Origin of the sequence: Klebsiella sp. A-Nf5 (assembly GCF_002810545.1) — a bacterium.
Taxonomy (GTDB): domain Bacteria; phylum Pseudomonadota; class Gammaproteobacteria; order Enterobacterales; family Enterobacteriaceae; genus Klebsiella; species Klebsiella variicola.
The window spans coordinates 32,331-49,346 of record NZ_PIOG01000027.1; the positions used below are offsets into that span (position 1 = coordinate 32,331).

Here is a 17,016-nt window from a genome sequence, read left to right on the forward strand (position 1 = left end):
CGCTGCTTCTTTTCTCTCCATCCAGCGATTTCCGTCGAACCGATTAAGGTTGTGCGTTTTTTTCGCTTCTCTTTTTCACTCATTTTTAGCATCATTGATTTCATTCGTTTTTGTTACCAGGATAATGCCATGTCAGATGTGAATGCCCACCTGCTCGCCCAACGTATCGATACCGTGCTGGATATTCTGGTTGCCGGTGATTACCACTCTGCGATCCATAATCTGGAAATCCTCAAAGCGGAGCTGCTGGCACTGGCAGCGGACGACGCTGAGCAAAAAAACCAGCCCAAGGCCCCCTGGGAAATCTGATTATCGCCCATGCCGCAACCGGTGACTCATACCGGTTGCTCGCCATATAGCCCCCTAACAGTGATGTTGCTATGAACGCCCGACAACAAAGTATTTTGCAAGTGGTCATTGATAAAGGCCGGATGAGCGTCGCCGATCTGGCGAAGATGACCGGTGTCTCAGAGGTCACTATTCGCCAGGATCTGAATCTGCTGGAAAAGCAGAGCTATTTGCGCCGCACCCATGGCTATGCAGTGCCACTGGACAGTGAAGATGTCGAAACCCGCATGATGACCCATTTCGCCATTAAGCGTGAACTGGCCAGCCGGGCGGCGGCGCTGGTGAGCGCCGGCGAAACGGTATTCATCGAAAACGGCAGCAGCAACGCCCTGCTGGCGCGCACCCTCGCCGAACGCGGCGATATTACCATCATTACCGTGAGCAGCTATATCGCCCATCTGCTGAAAGAGACGCCGGGAGAGGTGATCCTGCTGGGCGGGATTTACCAGAAACGCAGTGAAAGCATGGTGGGCCCGCTGACCCGCCAGTTCATCCAGCAGGTGCATTTCAGCAAAGCCTTCATCGGGATCGATGGCTGGCAGGCAGAAACCGGCTTTACCGGTCGCGATATGATGCGTGCGGATGTGGTTAACGCCGTGCTGGAAAAGCACTGTGAAGCGATTATTCTCAGCGACAGTTCAAAATTCAGCGCGGTTCATCCCTATCCCCTCGGTCCCGCCGGGCGCTTTAACCGCGTGATTACCGACGATCGCCTGCCGGCCGCCTGCCGCGACCAGTTACTGCACAGCGGCCTGACCGTCGATATTGTGCCGTACGCTTGATGTTTACCCTGCCCCGAGCCATGCCATAGCGCCGTTCGGGGCGTAATTACGCTCTGAGAGTATTCCGAGCCGCTAATTAAGATTTTTTACCTGACGATACATTTAAAAAAAAGTAAAATTATTATTAGCGATATAACAGGAAGTGACTATCACCTGCGTGATTTTCGTGACACCTGCGCACCCTAACTTCATGGAATTGCCCTAAAGCTGCTATTTCAGGCTATGCTTAAAGGAGCGTAGTATCCATGAATAGATTATTCAGGAGAAAAAAATGATGACTTCAACGAGCAAAAAAATGGCTGCCGTCGTTCTGGCTGTCACTGTAGCAATGTCTCTGAGCGCTTGCTCTAACATGTCTAAACGCGACCGTAACACCGCGATCGGTGCTGGCGCCGGCGCCATCGGTGGTGCGGTGTTAACTGACGGTAGCGCACTCGGTACCCTGGGTGGCGCGGCAGTCGGTGGTATTATTGGTCACCAGGTTGGCAAATAATATAATTACCTGACGAAATAAAAGAATAATTCACACGAATTGACTTACGCACGTTAAATCATTCAAGGCCGCGGCATTCACCGCGGCCTTGTTATTTCAGCACTCTATTTAATTAGTGTCGAAATAGCATTCAACCACCGGCTAACTTAACCTTCATCCCTTTCGCCTCGAGCAGCGACTTAAGTAAATCCCGTTTATCACCCTGGATCTCGATCACGCCATCTTTCACTGCGCCGCCGCAACCACATTTCTTTTTCAGCTCTGCTGCCAGAGCGTTAAGCGCGGCATCGTCAGCATCGATGCCGCTAATCAGGCACACGCCTTTGCCCTTGCGACCGCTGGTCTGGCGCTGAATACGGACAATACCATCGCCTTTAGGCCGCACCGGCGCCGGTTGTTTCGCCTCGTCGATACGCCCGGTTTCCGTGGAGTAGACCAGGCGGCTATTGGAATCGCTCATTATGCCTCCTTTGACAACGAGACGTTGATTGCCCGTAACGTTGCGGCAGGATCGGCCGACTGAGTCACCGGACGACCAATAACCATATAATCCACCCCCGCCGCCTGGGCCTGCTCGGGGGTCATAATCCGCCGCTGATCCCCGGCCTCGCTCCCCTGCGGACGGATCCCCGGGGTCACCAGCTTAAACGCCTGTCCCAGCTCCTGTTTGAAGCGCACCGCCTCCTGAGCTGAGCACACGACCCCGTCAAGGCCGCAGCGTTGGGTCAACGCTGCCAGCTTCGCCGCGTAATCAGCCGGGGATAAGGTAATGCCCAGATCCTGCAGGTCGCTGGCCTCCATGCTGGTGAGCACGGTGACGGCGATCAGTAGCGGAGCGTCTTTGCCAAACGGCAGCAGCGCTTCACGCGCGGCGGTCATCATCCGCGCGCCGCCGGAGGCATGAACATTCACCATCCATACACCGAGTTCGGCCGCCGCCGCCACCGCGCGAGCCGTGGTGTTGGGGATATCGTGAAACTTAAGGTCAAGGAACACCTCAAACCCACGCTGATGTAGATCGCGAACAAACTGCGGGCCCAGCAGGGTGAACATCTCTTTGCCCACCTTCAGGCGGCAGTCTCGCGGGTCGATGCGGTCGACAAATGCCAGCGCTTTATCGCGATTATCATAGTCGAGCGCAACCACAACGGGAGAGGATGTGACAGCGCGGGAAGATGTGATAGCTGTAGACGTCATGACCAGACCTTAGTGTTGATGGGCGCCAGGGCGGCGCAAAAAAGGTAAACGGGCAGCATTCTACCTGTGATGCTAACAAAATAACAGGCTGCTGTATTGGCGCTGGCCAGACGATGGCGCAGCCGGGGCCGCGCCTGGAGAGGAGAGAAGCGATAAGTATGTTGTAACTAATTAAGGGATTTTTTTTGACTTTATTGGCCGTCGAGGCCGCGAATGGGTTTGATGGTTGCCCACGAACGGCAGGATGGGCAGTGCCAGTAGAGCGTATGGGCGGTAAAGCCGCATTTCTGGCAGCGATAGCGCGGTTTGCTGCGCACCTGTTCCCCGACCATGTTTCTCAGCACCCCGAGGCTTTCTTTCGCGCGCCCTTCTTCCGCTTCGTTGAGATGGTAGTCCATCAGCTTATGGAAGACACGCATGGTCGGGTGACGTTCCAGCTGCCGGGTAACATAGTTTTGCGCGGCTTCGACCCCTTCCCGTTGCTCGAGGATCTGCGCCAGCATCAGTTCAGCAGTGGCCCCGGTGTTCTCATCCACACAACGGCGCAGGAAAACTTCCCACTCTTCGGCTTTACCCAGTTGCTGGTAGCAGGTCTGCAGCATCTCCAGCGTCTCACCGACCAGCTCTTTATCCTGATCGATAACCCGCTCAAGGCTCTCTACCGCTTTGGCGTAATCACCCTTTTCCATCCACACCCGGCCCATCATTATTGAGACCCGGGCGCTATTGCGGTCTGCGGCGGCGCCTTTCTTCAGCAGCGCCATCGCCTTATCCAGATCGTTGGCCGCCATCTGCTGCAGGGCCAGCTCACACCAGAAGTTGGCGATTTCGCCACGATGTTTCTCTTTACCCAGCTTCACCAGCCGTTCAGCCACTTCGATCGCCGACTGCCAGTCGCTGGTCGCCTGGTAGATCTGCAGCAACTGCTGCAGAGCGCTCAGGCGGAAATCGGTCTCATCCACCAGCTGTTTGAACATATCTTCCGCGCGATCGTACAACCCGGCGGCCATATAGTCGCGCCCCAGCTGCTGGACGGCCAGCAGGCGCTGATCGTAGGTTAACGATGCGCTTTCCATCAGGCTCTGATGAATACGGATCGCGCGATCAACCTCGCCGCGCGAGCGGAACAGGTTACCGAGCGTCAGGTGGGCCTCAACGGTGCCGGTATCCTCTTTCAACATATCAAGGAACAGGTCGACGGCTTTATCCTGCTGGTTGCTGAGCAGGAAGTTAACCCCCGCCACGTAATCCCGTGACAGGCGGTTCGCATCGTCCTGTTTGGACTGTTGTGCACTTCTGCGCCCCATGTACCAGCCGTAGGCGGCGGCAACGGGTAAAAGCAGAAACAACAACTCCAGCATAAGAGGTTATTCCTTCACGGCAGGCACGCCTGCGTCGGCAGCTGCCGGGCTGACGGGGGCAATCTGGTGCTCAAGGCGCTTAATTTTTCGCTCCGCGCGCGCCAGCGAAACACGCACCCGCAGCCAGAACAGGCCGCAGATCAACCAGCCAATGGCAAAGCCCGCGGCGAACAGCACCGCCAGCAGCGTCGAAATGCGGAATTCACCCTGCGCGAGTAAATAGTTGAACGTGACCTGTTGGTCATTCTGCGCCCCCAGCGTCACTGAAATGACGAAGATTGCTAGCACCAGTAAGAAAATGAGTAAATATTTCACATGACTTCCCGTTATGTGGGTTGCGCGTAAAAAAGCCCGCTTTCAGCCCTATAAAGTATCATTTTCGCCGCAGCGGTGGAATGAAAAAGCATGGCAACTGTACAGGATATGCGGTCGGATGCCGCTAAAATCAACATTATTCCGCTTCAGACGTCCGTTTTTTAATATCCTGCGCCTCCTCCCCCGGCGGCGAGAGCGGTCCGCACAGGCGCTGCGTCAGCCAGCAGGCCACCGTGACCAGCAGCCAGGAGATCAGCGTGGCGACAATGAGATCCAGCGGCCAGTGCATGCCCAGCGCCAGACGACTGCCCATCACCGCCGTCGCCCATACCAGCAGCACGGCGATCGTGCCCCAACGCCGACGCGGCCACAGTAGTCCGGCGGCCAGCAGCGCCCAGCTGGCGGCGAACATCGTGTGACCAGACGGGAAAGCAAAGCCCGTCTCTTTCTGCCAGTGCTTGCGTAAAAATGGCGGAATGTCCTGCGCCTGCGCCAGCTGAGCATGCACCAGTTTAGCGCGTTCTTTACGCTTCAACGCATAGAATTGCGTCACCGGCACCTGTCTTGAGTTTTCCAGCCAGATGACAAAGGGTCTCGGCTCCTGAACCTGCTCTTTGACCCAGGATTTAACCCCCTGTCCCGCCAGGATGGCGGCGGCAAGAATCAGGAACAGGATCAGTGCTGCGCGCAGCCGGTAGCGCAGACACCAGAGAAACCAGCCGCATAGGGCGACATGCGTGATAATTCCCCACGGCTGCGTCACCGTTTCCGTCACCCACCAGAGGGTTTTCAACATCGCAACCGGCAGTCCTGGCTGCCACAGCCAACCAGACAGCCAGACCGTAACAGGCATAACAAGCAGCAGCGCCGCCGCGAGAGCGGTTCGTCGGGCAATCAACAGCATTTTCTCTCCTTCTCCTTGTAGATGAACATCATAGCGGAAAGTAGTTCGTTTGTGCGCTTTCCACGCGGCTAACCGTTCGCGATTAGGAGAACGTCCCGGCCTTGTGGCAAAATAGCGGCAAACAGAAAGCACATTCAGGTGCTGACAGAATCTGGAGAATCACATGCAGCTTAAACGTGTGGCAGAAGCCAAACTGCCAACCCCATGGGGCGATTTCCTGATGGTGGGTTTTGAAGAACTGGCAACCGGACAAGATCATGTCGCGTTGGTGTATGGCGATATTTCGGGGCAGTCGCCGGTCCTGGCCCGCGTCCATTCAGAGTGTCTGACGGGCGATGCCCTGTTTAGTCTGCGCTGTGATTGTGGCTTTCAGCTGGAAGCGGCCCTGTCGCATATCGCCGAAGAAGGTCGGGGGATCCTGCTCTATCACCGTCAGGAAGGACGCAACATTGGTTTATTGAATAAGATCCGCGCCTACGCGCTGCAGGATCAGGGCTACGACACCGTTGAGGCAAACCATCAGCTGGGCTTCGCCGCCGATGAGCGTGATTTCACCCTGTGCGCCGATATGTTCAAACTGCTCAACGTTGAGCAGGTGCGCTTATTAACCAATAACCCGAAAAAAGTGGAAATTCTTACCGAAGCCGGGATCAACATTGTGGAGCGCGTACCGCTGATCGTCGGGCGCAACCCCAAAAACGCCCACTACCTGGACACCAAAGCTGCCAAAATGGGCCATCTGCTGAACAGCAAGCCGGCGGAATGAATCGTTTGGATCAAAGAGAAAGGGCCAGCGATGCTGGCCCTTTGTTTTACAGCATATTGCGGATGACGTAGTGCAGAATGCCGTCGTTGCGGTAGTAGGTAAGCTCGGTCGCCGTGTCGATACGACACCGACAGGGGATTACCTCCTGCGAGCCGTCAGCGCGAGTCAGGGTCACCGGCACCGTAGCGCCAGGCTGAAGCGACTGCAGATTGCTGATATCAATCTGCTCTTCCCCGGTCAACTGCAGCGTTTTGCGGGTGACGCCCTGCGGGAACTCCAGCGGTAAAATCCCCATCCCGATCAGGTTGGAGCGGTGGATACGTTCGAAGGACTCGGCGATTACCACCCGAATGCCCAGCAGGCGCGGCCCCTTCGCCGCCCAGTCGCGGCTGGAACCTGAGCCATACTCCTTACCGGCAATCACCGCCAGCGGTATGCCTTCCGCTTTATACCGCATCGCCGCATCGTAGATCGCCACCGGTTCGCGGTCCGGCAGATGCCGGGTCATACCGCCTTCCACTCCCGGCACCATTTCGTTACGAATACGGATATTAGCGAAGGTGCCGCGCATCATCACCTCATGGTTACCGCGACGGGAACCATAGGAGTTAAAGTCGCGCCGGGCAACCCCATGCTCCTGCAGATAGCGGCCTGCCGGGCTATCGGCTTTGATGCTCCCCGCCGGCGAAATGTGGTCAGTGGTCACAGAATCGCCCAGCATGGCGAGGATCCGCGCGCCATGAATATCCTCCACCGGCAGCGGCTCGACGCCCATCTCGTCAAAGAACGGCGACAGGCGAATATAAGTCGAGTCCTCCTGCCAGTCGTAGGTATCTGACGCCTCTACTTTGATTGCTTTCCACTCCTCAGTACCGGAAAACACTTCCGCGTACTCTTTGCGGAACATCTCGGTGGAGACCTGTTCCACCGCGCGGGCAATCTCCTCCCCGCTCGGCCAGATATCTTTCAGATAGACCGGCTGACCATCGCTGCCCTGCCCCAACGGCTCGCGGGTAAGATCGATGTTCATGTTCCCCGCCAGCGCGTAAGCAACCACCAGCGGCGGTGAGGCCAGCCAGTTGGTTTTCACCAGCGGATGGATACGCCCTTCGAAGTTACGGTTACCGGAAAGCACCGCCCCGACGGTCAGGTCGCCCTTTTTGATCGCCTCTTCGATAGGTTCTGGCAACGGACCGGAGTTACCGATACAGGTGGTGCAGCCATATCCCACCAGATTAAAGCCGAGCTGGTCGAGGTAAGGCGTCAGGCCAGCATGAGCCAGATAATCCGACACCACTTTCGAGCCTGGCGCCAGGGAAGCTTTTACCCACGGCTGCGGCTGCAGGCCACGCTCGACGGCTTTTTTCGCCAGCAGACCGGCGGCCATCAGCACGCTGGGGTTGGAGGTATTGGTACAGGAGGTGATTGCCGCAATGGCCACGGCGCCGTCCGGTAGCGAATAGTGATGCCCGTTCAGCGTATAATCCACCGGCTGGCGCTGACGCTGCAGATGGTTAACCTCCAGCTCGCCGCTGGCGGCGAAGGCTTTCGGTACATCGCCGAGCGCCACGCGATCCTGCGGCCGCTTCGGCCCCGCAAGGCTCGCTTCAACGCTGCCCATGTCCAGCCCCAGGGTGCTGGTAAAGACCGGCTCATCGCCAGGTTTGCGCCACATGCCCTGCGCTTTGGCATAGGCTTCCACCAGCGCGACCTGCTCTTCGCTACGGCCGCTGAGACGCATATAGCTGAGCGTCACGTCATCGATCGGGAAGAAACCACAGGTGGCGCCATACTCCGGCGCCATATTGGCGATGGTGGCGCGATCGGCCAGGGGTAAGGTATCCAGGCCATCGCCGTAGAATTCAACAAACTTGCCGACGACACCGTGCTGGCGCAGCATCTGGGTGACCGTCAGCACCAGATCGGTGGCGGTAATGCCTTCACGCAGTTTGCCACTGAGCTTAAAGCCCACGACATCCGGGATCAGCATCGACACCGGCTGGCCCAGCATGGCGGCTTCCGCTTCAATCCCACCCACGCCCCAGCCCAGTACGCCGAGACCGTTAATCATAGTGGTATGGGAGTCGGTGCCCACCAGCGTATCCGGCCACGCCATCCATTTCCCGTTCACCTCTTCGCTCCAGACGGCCCGACCAAGGTATTCCAGGTTGACCTGGTGACAAATACCGGTGCCTGGCGGCACCACGCTGAAGCGGCTGAAGGCCTGCTGACCCCAGCGCAAAAAAGCGTAACGTTCGTGGTTACGCTCCATTTCCAGACGGACGTTATCTTCGAAGGCCTCGTCATCGCCAAAGCGGTCGACGGTGACCGAGTGGTCGATCACCAGATCGACGGGCGACAGCGGATTCACTTTCGCGGTGTCGCCGCCCAGGCGCTTCACCGCCTCGCGCATGGCGGCCAGATCCACCACTGCCGGCACGCCGGTAAAGTCCTGCATCAGAACGCGCGCCGGACGGTAGGCTATCTCCCGGTCGGCATGGGCCTGTTGCAGCCAGCCGGCCAGGGCACGAATATCTTCTTCTGTCACCGAGTCACCGTCCTGCCAGCGCAGCAGGTTCTCCATCAGCACCTTCAGCGACTTAGGCAGTCGACTAAGATCGCCCAGCTGCTTCTCTGCCAGCGGCAGACTGTAGTAATGCCAGGTTTTCTCGTTGACCAGCAGCGTGTCCTTACTGGCTTCTCGTAGGGTTGACGACATAGCTCCTCCTTTATCTCAGGGATGGCATACCCCGATTCTCCTCAGGGTCTCCATTAAAGATAACACATGCAGAGCATAACACTTTGATAACAACCCAAATTGCTAAATGCGCAGATGGCGAGAGTGATTATTCGGGAATTATCCTGGAATCGGAGAAATAGCACCAAAATAGTGCAGAAGCGACGATTAAGCCGATATTGTATTAGTACACGAGGACAAAAAAAGAGCTAATCGGCCAGCAGGCTATGATTAGCTCTTGTGAGTGATTTCAGAGTGGATGAATCCAGCGGCAAAATATATTCTCCCTGTATTGCCGGTCACTGATCTTATATTACCGTTTCCTTTCACTGTCATAAAAATGACATGTATCTACAACGATGACCTACAGCTTTAGCTGACAATCCAGATGTTGCAGATGGTAAGCGCGATGATGCTCCAGAACATCGCCAGCCCTACCAACACTACGCCCCATACGCGACTACGCAGAACGGGATCGATTTCGGTTTTGTCATTCTCGTATGACATCGCCAGTTTCATGTAATCGATATTACTTATCATATTGTCACCACCAATTGCTCAAATCATCAGGTACAGATAAATCTTAATTATGGATAAAAGATTAATCCAGTGAATTTAGGCCTGATGGAATATATTTAACCGGTTATTTGATCGCGGCGGGCATAATGACAAACGTGTTGCCAGAAATTACTAATTTTGTGATTGGTTCGAGGTTTAAGATGTTAAATTGGGACCATGATAGTCAATGGCACTCCCCACAGGGAATGCCATTATTTTTTTAAGGGTTATTTTTCCGGAAGTTTTATATCTTTAAACATCGCTTCAATATCTTCATTCGACCGCAAAGCCACCGCGGTATCCACGACATCCCGGGTCAGATGGGGTGCAAAACGTTGAATAAAATCATACATGTAGCTTCGTAAGAACGTGCTACGGCGGAAACCAATTTTGGTGGTGCTGTGGCTGAATATACCGTTCGCATCCAGCTTCACCAGATCAGGGTCAGAGACCGGATCGACCGCCATGCTGGCAATCACCCCTACCCCAAGGCCCAGACGAACATAGGTTTTGATGACGTCGGCGTCAGTGGCGGTAAAGACAATGCGCGGCGTCAGGCCCGCACGGTTAAACGCGGTATCCAGTTCCGAACGACCGGTAAAGCCAAAGGTATAGGTCACCAGCGGGTACTGCGCCAGCTCTTCAATGGAAACCGAGCCCTTCGCGGCCAGTGGATGCTCAGGCGTCACCACAATCGACCGGTTCCAGTGATAGCATGGCAACATCACCAGATCGTCATACAGATGCAGCGCCTCGGTGGCGATGGCGAAGTCGGCATTGCCTTTCGATACGGCTTCGGCAATCTGGGTTGGCGAGCCCTGATGCATATGCAGCGACACGCGCGGGTAGCGTTCAATAAAGCCCTTGATCACCCCCGGTAACGCATAGCGCGCTTGAGTATGGGTCGTCGCCACATATAACGACCCTTTATCAGGCCAGGTATGCTCCCCGGCGACAGATTTGATCGCATCGACTTTCGACAACACCTCGCGGGCGATACGGATGATCTCCTGCCCGGCAGGCGTCACCTGGGTTAAATGTTTGCCGCTGCGGGCAAAGATCTGGATGCCCAGCTCATCTTCCAGCATGCGGACCTGCTTACTGATGCCCGGCTGGGAGGTATAAAGCCCTTCGGCGGTGGATGAAACATTCAGGTTATGGTTCACCACCTCAACGATGTAGCGAAGCTGTTGTAGTTTCATGCTGATATCCGTTTGCGCGTAAAATGAAGCCGCTTAATACACTTTACGTTCAGGCAACTTGTCGACCGTGAGGCCCGGCCTCCCGGCAGTTGGCCATAGTGGCGCCGCAACGCATCCTGAAAGCGATGATGTATAAGACGTTTTAATAATAAAAAAGGGATTAACTATAACCACTATATCATTTATATCAACAGTGTATAGATACTAACGAAAAATAATATAGGTGGTTATAAGGGGAAGAAAAGCCGATCCAGAAGGGGAAACGATGCGGCAGAAGCATCCACTTCTTCTGCCGGTCGTTAGAGCAGGAAAAGCGCGCTTTTCCTGCCAGGTCATGCACAATTACTTCTTGGCTTCAGTCCATTTACCGTCGATAAAGAAGGCTGACCAGCCGGTCGCTTTGCCCTCTTTTTCGGAAGCCACGTACTGCTGTTTCGTTTTACGGCTAAAGCGCACCAGCGTTTTATTACCTTCCGGATCCTGCTGCGGCGCATCGGCGAGATAGCGCAGTTTTTCCGGCAGACGATCGCGGAAGCGGTACAGCTCTTCCACCAGCGGCGCACGCGTTTCCCGTGATTTCGGGAAGGTGTTGGCCGCCAGGAAGACACCCGCCGCCCCGTCGCGCAACACGAAGTATGCATCAGACTTCTCGCACGGCAGCTCCGGCAGCGGCACCGGATCTTCCTTCGGCGGAGCCACTTCGCCATTGCGCAGGATCTTACGCGTGTTTTTACACTCGTCGTTGGTACAGGCCATGTACTTGCCGAAACGCCCCATTTTCAGGTGCATTTCAGAACCGCACTTCTCGCACTCTACTACCGGACCGTCATAGCCCTTGATGCGGAATTCGCCCTCTTCAATCTCATAGCCGTCGCAGGTCGGGTTATTACCACAGACGTGCAGTTTACGCTTGGGATCGATAAGGTAGCTGTCCATTGCCGTCCCGCACTTCTGACAGCGACGTTTGGCACGCAGCGCGTTGGTTTCCGCGTCATCGCCTTCCAGCACGTTGAGGACTTCGTTTTCCGGCACCAGGTTGATGGTGGTTTTGCAACGCTCTTTCGGCGGCAGAGCATAGCCCGAACAGCCGAGGAAAACGCCGGTACTGGCAGTACGGATCCCCATTTTACGTCCACAGGTCGGGCAGTCGATGCTGGTAAGCACCATCGGATTCGGCTGCATGCCGCCCTCTTCCGGATCTTTCTCAGCGGTCTCCAGCTGAGTGGTAAAATCGCCGAAGAAGTGGTTCAGCACCTCTTTCCATTCGGCCTGGTGGTTGGCCACCTGGTCGAGACGATCTTCCATCTGCGCGGTGAAGTCGTAGTTCATCAGATCGCGGAAGTTTTCTTCCAGCCGATCGGTGACGATTTCACCCATTTTCTCCGCGTAGAAACGACGGTTTTCCACCCGCACGTAGCCGCGATCCTGAATGGTCGAGATGATCGAAGCGTAAGTGGAAGGACGGCCGATACCGCGTTTTTCCAGCTCTTTGACCAGCGAAGCTTCGCTGAAGCGCGCCGGCGGCTTGGTAAAGTGCTGCGCAGGCGTCAGCTCCACCAGACTCAGGCGGTCGCCCTGTTTGACCACCGGCAGCGTCCGGTCTTCATCGCCCTTGCGCAGCGCCGGCATCACTTTGGTCCAGCCGTCGAAACGCAAGGTACGACCGCGCGCTTTCAGTTTGAAATCACCTGCCGCCACGGTCAGCGTGGTGGAATCGTATTGCGCCGGCGTCATCTGACAGGCGACAAACTGGCGCCAGATCAGCTGATAGAGCTTCTGCGCATCGGCTTCCATATCTTTCAGCGTTTCCGCCAGCACGCTCACATCAGAAGGACGAATCGCTTCGTGCGCTTCCTGCGAGTTTTCTTTGCTGGCGTACTGGTTAGCGCTCTCCGGCAGATATTTTTTGCCAAAGTTGTCGCTGATATAACCACGAACCATGTTCAGCGCGTCCTGACTCAGGTTGGTGGAGTCGGTACGCATATAGGTGATGTGCCCCGCCTCATAGAGACGTTGAGCCATCATCATGGTCTTTTTCACGCCGAAGCCGAGACGGGTGCTGGCCGCCTGCTGCAGCGTGGAGGTGATGAACGGCGCGCCCGGCTTGCTGCTGGTCGGCTTGTCTTCTCGCTCCAGCACGCTGTAGCTGGCTTTTTCCAGCAGCGATACCGCCGCCATGGTCTCATCACGGCTGACCGGACGGAACGGCTTATCGTCTTTATGGGTCACCTGCAGAGGCAGCGCGTCGCCGCCCGGCGTGGTGGTGCTGGCATCAACTTCCCAGTACTCTTCCGGGACGAAGGCTTTGATTTCACGCTCACGTTCCACCACCAGGCGGACCGCAACGGACTGCACGCGCCCGGCAGAAAGACCACGGGCAATTTTTTTCCACAGCAGCGGCGAGACCATATAGCCCACCACGCGGTCCATAAAGCGGCGCGCCTGCTGGGCGTTAACCCGATCGATATTCAGTTCGCCCGGCTTTTCGAAGGCCTGACGAATAGCGTTTTTGGTGATCTCATTGAACACCACGCGGCTGTAACGCTGTTCATCACCGCCGATCACTTCCCGCAGGTGCCAGGCAATGGCTTCCCCTTCGCGGTCAAGGTCGGTTGCGAGATAGATGTGGTCAGCTTTTTCCGCCAACTGTTTGAGTTCTGAAACTACCTTTTCTTTACCCGGAAGTACTTCATAGTGCGCATTCCAGTCATGCCATGGGTCCACGCCCATGCGGTTAACCAGAGCACCACGTTCGTCCTTTTTAGGCTTTTTAGCCCCTTTGGTGGCGGTAGAGTCGGTGCTCTTTTTGGAAGCTGATCCACTGGTCGGCAAATCGCGGATATGACCGACGCTGGATTTCACCACGTAGTCATTACCCAGATACTTATTGATCGTTTTGGCTTTTGCCGGGGACTCAACGATAACGAGAGCTTTACCCATATTCACCTTTACCTAATTTGATTCATCCAGGAATACATCGCACATTCATACACCCTCCACTGGCGACTGCCTCATATGTTGCGGCACCGTCGGTGAATATCAACCCTGAACACCCGTTTCATCTCCGTAAAACCAGGCGTTTGAGTTTGCTGACTTTTTTTCGTCAGGTGACATAGCACGAAGAATTTTTGGCCGAATGTCAAGCAAATCTGTTGCCAGATCGCCGAAAGCGTCACACTGTACCTGATAAAATTCGTTACGCAACTTTATTAGCATGCAAAAGCGAATCCCGCCAGTAAACGGCTGTTTCTCCACTGGTTACGATTACCCCTGATTTGTCCATGGAAAATTTGCCCCACGCCGCCGCACGGCGTAAACTACGCGCGGAGAAAAAGAGGAGTCCGTTATGCAAGGTACAACCCAACCTATCGATCGCCAGACGCTGCTCGAAAAAGCCAACAAACTTATTCGCGAACATGAGGATACGTTAGCCGGTATCGAAGCCACCGACGTCGTTCAGCGCAATAATGTCCTGGTGTTTAGCGGTGAGTTTTATCTTGACGAGCAAGGTTTACCGACGCCGAAGAGTACGGCGGTATTTAACATGTTTAAGTACCTCGCCCACGAGCTGTCGGACAAGTATCACCTGGTCGATTAAGGCCAGTGGAAACGATAACGCGAGGCCTGGCCTCGCGTTATGTTGTTTACATCAGCGGTTTCTGACCGCGCTGCCACCAGCGCAGCAGAAGTCGATCGGCGCTCTCCGCGGCGCTGCCGGTGAAGCGGTCGAGCATTTTCTTACGCTGTTGATAATGCACCCCGATCACCTCGTGGCTCTCCATGAGCCCCAGCAACAGCTCATCGCTGGTTTCAACCGCATCCACCAGCCCTTTTTCCAGCGCCTGCACCCCGTACCAGTGCTCGCCGGTAGCTACCTGCTCAATATCAAGTCCCGGACGCATCCGATGGACGAAATCCTTGAACAGATGGTGCGTCTCATTGAGATCCTCACGGAACTTGCGCCGCCCTTCTTCGGTATTTTCACCCAGCATAGTGAGGGTTCGCTTGTACTGACCAGCGGTGTGCAGTTCGATATCAATATCTTTGTTCTTCAGGAAGCGATGGAGGTTAGGGATCTGCGCCACCACGCCAATGGAGCCAAGGATCGCAAACGGCGCCGACACAATTTTGTTCGCCACGCAAGCCATCATATAGCCGCCGCTGGCCGCCACTTTGTCAACCGCCACCGTCAGCGGGATCTGTTTGTCGCGCAACCGCTGCAGCTGAGAGGCTGCCAGCCCGTAACCGTGCACCACCCCGCCGGGGCTTTCCAGACGAATCACCACCTGGTCACGCGCTTTCGCCGCCGCCAGTACCGCCGTGATCTCTTCCCGCAGGCTGTTGACCTCATGGGCATCCATGCTGCCTTTGAAATCCAGCACCCAGGCGCGCGGCTTGCCTTCCGGCTCCACATTACCCAGCTTCGCCCGCGCTTTCGCGGCCTTCGCCTCTTGTTTTTGCTTTTTTTTCTGCGCCTTATGCCACTGCTTCTGCTGTGGCCCGTCCAGCAGCGCCACCGCCAGTGATTCCTTCATCTCTTTATAATGCTCGCTAAGATTGGTCACCCGCAGCTCGCCGCGTTGCTTCTTGCGCTGGGCCAGGTTGACGATAATAGCGGCAATCACCGCGATAGCGACGACAACCGTCGCGATCTTGGCTAAAAATAAGCCGTACTGAGCAAGTAATTCCACGTTTTCACCTTGTGTAAAGCACTGACGTTGCTGCACAGTGTACATCAGCCCCTGGCGAGAAGTCTTTGTGCTTTGTGTCTTGTGCGCAGCGGATTCCGTTTTTTTTCAGCGAGGTTGAAATCGTTGCAAGATATTAATTTTCTGAATAGTTTCCGCTTCGCCGATTGCAATGGCGAGCGCTTTCAGGCATAACAGCGCAAAAGTGAGATACCAAAGATGAAGCGCGATCGGGAACCGATCGCCCAAGGAGTCGCCGTGCATTATCAACCGCAACGCCACTTGCTGAAAGATCGCATCATCCTGGTCACCGGCGCCAGCGACGGGATTGGTCGTGAAGCGGCCCTAACCTACGCGCGCTATAGCGCCAGCGTGATCCTGCTTGGCCGCAACGACGAAAAACTGCGCGCCGTCGCCCAGGAGATTGAACGCGAGGGCGGCCTTCCCGCCCGCTGGTTTACTCTCGACCTGCTAACCTGCACACCACAGGAGTGCCAGCAGCTGGCGCAGCAGATAAGCATGCACTATCCCCGTCTTGACGGCGTGCTGCACAACGCCGGCCTGCTCGGCGACATCTGCCCTATGGACGAGCAGAAGCCGGAGGTCTGGCAGCAGGTGATGCAGGTGAACGTCAATGGCACTTTTATGCTGACCCAGGCGCTTCTTCCTTTATTACTCCGTTCGGATGCGGGCTCGCTGGTCTTCACTTCGTCCAGCGTCGGCCGTCAGGGTCGCGCCAACTGGGGCGCCTATGCGGTCTCCAAATTCGCCACCGAAGGAATGATGCAGGTGCTGGCCGACGAGTACCAAAGCCGCCATCTGCGGGTGAACTGCATCAACCCCGGCGGCACCCGCACCGGGATGCGCGCCAGCGCCTTCCCGACGGAAGATCCGCTAAAACTGAAGACCCCCGCTGACATCATGCCCGTCTATCTGTGGCTGATGGGTGACGACAGTCGCCGCAAGACGGGAATGACCTTTGACGCCCAACCGGGCCGTAAGCCAGGAATTGCCCAATGAGTGATGAACGCTACCGCGAACGCCAGCAGCGGCTGAAAGATAAAGTTGACGCCCGGGTGGCGGCAGCCCAGGACGAACGCGGCATTGTGATGGTCTTTACCGGCAACGGCAAAGGCAAAACCACCGCCGCCTTTGGCACCGCGACCCGCGCCGTCGGCCACGGTAAAAAGGTCGGCGTGATCCAGTTTATCAAGGGGACCTGGCCTAACGGTGAGCGTAACCTGCTGGAACCCCACGGCGTCGAATTTCAGGTGATGGCGACAGGCTTCACCTGGAACACCCAGGACCGCGACAGCGACACCGCCGCCTGTCTGGCGGTCTGGGAGCATGCCCGCCGTATGCTTGCTGACGACCAGCTCGATCTGGTGCTGCTGGATGAACTGACTTACATGGTGGCGTACGATTACCTGCCGCTGGAGTCGGTGCTGAGCGCCCTGCGTGAGCGTCCTGCCCATCAGTCGGTGATCATTACCGGCCGCGGCTGCCATCGCGATATTATTGAACTGGCGGATACCGTCAGCGAACTGCGTCCGGTCAAGCATGCGTTTGATGCCGGGATTAAAGCGCAGATGGGAATTGACTACTGAGGGCCTGATACGGCGGAAGGCAGTACGCGTTCCGGCGGCAAGCCACCGGAACGCACAA

Annotated in this window: 17 protein-coding genes; 7 read left to right on the forward strand and 10 right to left on the reverse strand. The window is 56.1% G+C overall.

The annotated features are described in order from the left end of the window. Positions 1-129: 129 nt before the first annotated feature. From CWM53_RS02500 to osmB, 3 genes are all read left to right on the forward strand, one after another. The gene (locus CWM53_RS02500; protein ID WP_012542045.1) at positions 130-309 is read left to right on the forward strand and encodes a hypothetical protein; all 180 of its coding nucleotides are present in this window, start codon (positions 130-132) and stop codon (positions 307-309) included. A gap of 71 nt (positions 310-380) precedes the next feature. Continuing rightward, the gene (locus tag CWM53_RS02505) at positions 381-1,130 is read left to right on the forward strand and encodes a DNA-binding transcriptional regulator YciT (RefSeq protein ID WP_100630918.1); all 750 of its coding nucleotides are present in this window, start codon (positions 381-383) and stop codon (positions 1,128-1,130) included. Positions 1,131-1,404: 274 nt separating this feature from the next. Beyond that, a complete protein-coding gene (gene osmB / locus CWM53_RS02510; protein ID WP_002901783.1) occupies positions 1,405-1,623 on the forward strand; it encodes an osmotically-inducible lipoprotein OsmB in 219 nt (72 codons plus the stop codon). 130 nt (positions 1,624-1,753) lie between these two features. Here osmB and yciH read toward each other — a convergent pair whose 3' ends face one another. From yciH to pgpB, 5 genes are all read right to left on the reverse strand, one after another. Beyond that, complete coding sequence (gene yciH, locus CWM53_RS02515; RefSeq protein WP_100675711.1) at positions 1,754-2,083, reverse strand: stress response translation initiation inhibitor YciH; 330 nt, start codon at positions 2,081-2,083, stop codon at positions 1,754-1,756. After that, positions 2,083-2,820: an orotidine-5'-phosphate decarboxylase gene (gene pyrF, locus CWM53_RS02520; RefSeq protein WP_023297452.1), complete on the reverse strand. Its 738-nt coding sequence runs from the start codon at positions 2,818-2,820 to the stop codon at positions 2,083-2,085. The genes yciH and pyrF overlap by 1 nt, the downstream gene beginning before the upstream one ends. Before the next feature lie 191 nt (positions 2,821-3,011). Further along, on the reverse strand, positions 3,012-4,181 hold the full coding sequence (gene lapB / locus CWM53_RS02525; RefSeq protein ID WP_008807790.1) for a lipopolysaccharide assembly protein LapB: 1,170 nt from the start codon (positions 4,179-4,181) through the stop codon (positions 3,012-3,014). 6 nt (positions 4,182-4,187) lie between these two features. Then, a complete protein-coding gene (locus CWM53_RS02530; RefSeq protein ID WP_061154905.1) occupies positions 4,188-4,496 on the reverse strand; it encodes a LapA family protein in 309 nt (102 codons plus the stop codon). Positions 4,497-4,632: 136 nt separating this feature from the next. After that, entirely contained in the window at positions 4,633-5,400 is a 768-nt protein-coding gene (gene pgpB / locus CWM53_RS02535; RefSeq protein WP_100729915.1) for a phosphatidylglycerophosphatase B, read from the reverse strand. Positions 5,401-5,563: 163 nt separating this feature from the next. On the opposite strand from pgpB, the gene ribA reads away from it, so the two are divergent. Beyond that, positions 5,564-6,166: a GTP cyclohydrolase II gene (ribA, locus tag CWM53_RS02540; protein ID WP_008807788.1), complete on the forward strand. Its 603-nt coding sequence runs from the start codon at positions 5,564-5,566 to the stop codon at positions 6,164-6,166. 46 nt (positions 6,167-6,212) lie between these two features. Here ribA and acnA read toward each other — a convergent pair whose 3' ends face one another. The 4 genes from acnA to topA form a co-directional block, all read right to left on the reverse strand. Beyond that, positions 6,213-8,885, reverse strand: a complete 2,673-nt coding sequence (gene acnA, locus CWM53_RS02545; RefSeq protein ID WP_100729916.1) for an aconitate hydratase AcnA — start codon at positions 8,883-8,885, stop codon at positions 6,213-6,215. 390 nt (positions 8,886-9,275) lie between these two features. After that, positions 9,276-9,443, reverse strand: a complete 168-nt coding sequence (locus CWM53_RS02550; RefSeq protein ID WP_002901776.1) for a YmiA family putative membrane protein — start codon at positions 9,441-9,443, stop codon at positions 9,276-9,278. Between the two features lie 245 nt (positions 9,444-9,688). Further along, a complete protein-coding gene (cysB, locus tag CWM53_RS02555; protein ID WP_008807786.1) occupies positions 9,689-10,663 on the reverse strand; it encodes an HTH-type transcriptional regulator CysB in 975 nt (324 codons plus the stop codon). A 342-nt stretch (positions 10,664-11,005) separates the two neighbouring features. Beyond that, positions 11,006-13,603: a type I DNA topoisomerase gene (gene topA / locus CWM53_RS02560; protein WP_008807785.1), complete on the reverse strand. Its 2,598-nt coding sequence runs from the start codon at positions 13,601-13,603 to the stop codon at positions 11,006-11,008. Positions 13,604-14,009: 406 nt separating this feature from the next. On the opposite strand from topA, the gene CWM53_RS02570 reads away from it, so the two are divergent. Next, the gene (locus CWM53_RS02570; RefSeq protein ID WP_002901761.1) at positions 14,010-14,261 is read left to right on the forward strand and encodes a YciN family protein; all 252 of its coding nucleotides are present in this window, start codon (positions 14,010-14,012) and stop codon (positions 14,259-14,261) included. Positions 14,262-14,307: 46 nt separating this feature from the next. On the opposite strand, the gene sohB is transcribed toward CWM53_RS02570, so the two are convergent. Further along, on the reverse strand, positions 14,308-15,354 hold the full coding sequence (gene sohB, locus CWM53_RS02575) for a protease SohB (protein WP_100729961.1): 1,047 nt from the start codon (positions 15,352-15,354) through the stop codon (positions 14,308-14,310). Positions 15,355-15,609: 255 nt separating this feature from the next. On the opposite strand from sohB, the gene CWM53_RS02585 reads away from it, so the two are divergent. Both CWM53_RS02585 and cobO read left to right on the forward strand, forming a co-directional pair. Continuing rightward, on the forward strand, positions 15,610-16,371 hold the full coding sequence (locus CWM53_RS02585; RefSeq protein WP_074386106.1) for a YciK family oxidoreductase: 762 nt from the start codon (positions 15,610-15,612) through the stop codon (positions 16,369-16,371). Next, complete coding sequence (gene cobO / locus CWM53_RS02590; RefSeq protein ID WP_002901749.1) at positions 16,368-16,958, forward strand: cob(I)yrinic acid a,c-diamide adenosyltransferase; 591 nt, start codon at positions 16,368-16,370, stop codon at positions 16,956-16,958. Before CWM53_RS02585 ends, cobO begins: the two co-directional genes overlap by 4 nt. The last annotated feature ends 58 nt before the right edge of the window (positions 16,959-17,016 follow it).

Bases quoted from the DNA above. Each gene is read 5' to 3' on its own strand.
- CWM53_RS02500 (WP_012542045.1), top strand. From the start codon at position 130: ATGTCAGATGTGAATGCCCACCTGCTCGCCCAACGTATCGATACCGTG.
- CWM53_RS02505 (WP_100630918.1), top strand. From the start codon at position 381: ATGAACGCCCGACAACAAAGTATTTTGCAAGTGGTCATTGATAAAGGC.
- osmB (WP_002901783.1), top strand. From the start codon at position 1,405: ATGACTTCAACGAGCAAAAAAATGGCTGCCGTCGTTCTGGCTGTCACT.
- yciH (WP_100675711.1), bottom strand. From the start codon at position 2,083: ATGAGCGATTCCAATAGCCGCCTGGTCTACTCCACGGAAACCGGGCGT.
- pyrF (WP_023297452.1), bottom strand. From the start codon at position 2,820: ATGACGTCTACAGCTATCACATCTTCCCGCGCTGTCACATCCTCTCCC.
- lapB (WP_008807790.1), bottom strand. From the start codon at position 4,181: ATGCTGGAGTTGTTGTTTCTGCTTTTACCCGTTGCCGCCGCCTACGGC.
- pgpB (WP_100729915.1), bottom strand. From the start codon at position 5,400: ATGCTGTTGATTGCCCGACGAACCGCTCTCGCGGCGGCGCTGCTGCTT.
- ribA (WP_008807788.1), top strand. From the start codon at position 5,564: ATGCAGCTTAAACGTGTGGCAGAAGCCAAACTGCCAACCCCATGGGGC.
- acnA (WP_100729916.1), bottom strand. From the start codon at position 8,885: ATGTCGTCAACCCTACGAGAAGCCAGTAAGGACACGCTGCTGGTCAAC.
- CWM53_RS02550 (WP_002901776.1), bottom strand. From the start codon at position 9,443: ATGATAAGTAATATCGATTACATGAAACTGGCGATGTCATACGAGAAT.
- cysB (WP_008807786.1), bottom strand. From the start codon at position 10,663: ATGAAACTACAACAGCTTCGCTACATCGTTGAGGTGGTGAACCATAAC.
- topA (WP_008807785.1), bottom strand. From the start codon at position 13,603: ATGGGTAAAGCTCTCGTTATCGTTGAGTCCCCGGCAAAAGCCAAAACG.
- CWM53_RS02570 (WP_002901761.1), top strand. From the start codon at position 14,010: ATGCAAGGTACAACCCAACCTATCGATCGCCAGACGCTGCTCGAAAAA.
- cobO (WP_002901749.1), top strand. From the start codon at position 16,368: ATGAGTGATGAACGCTACCGCGAACGCCAGCAGCGGCTGAAAGATAAA.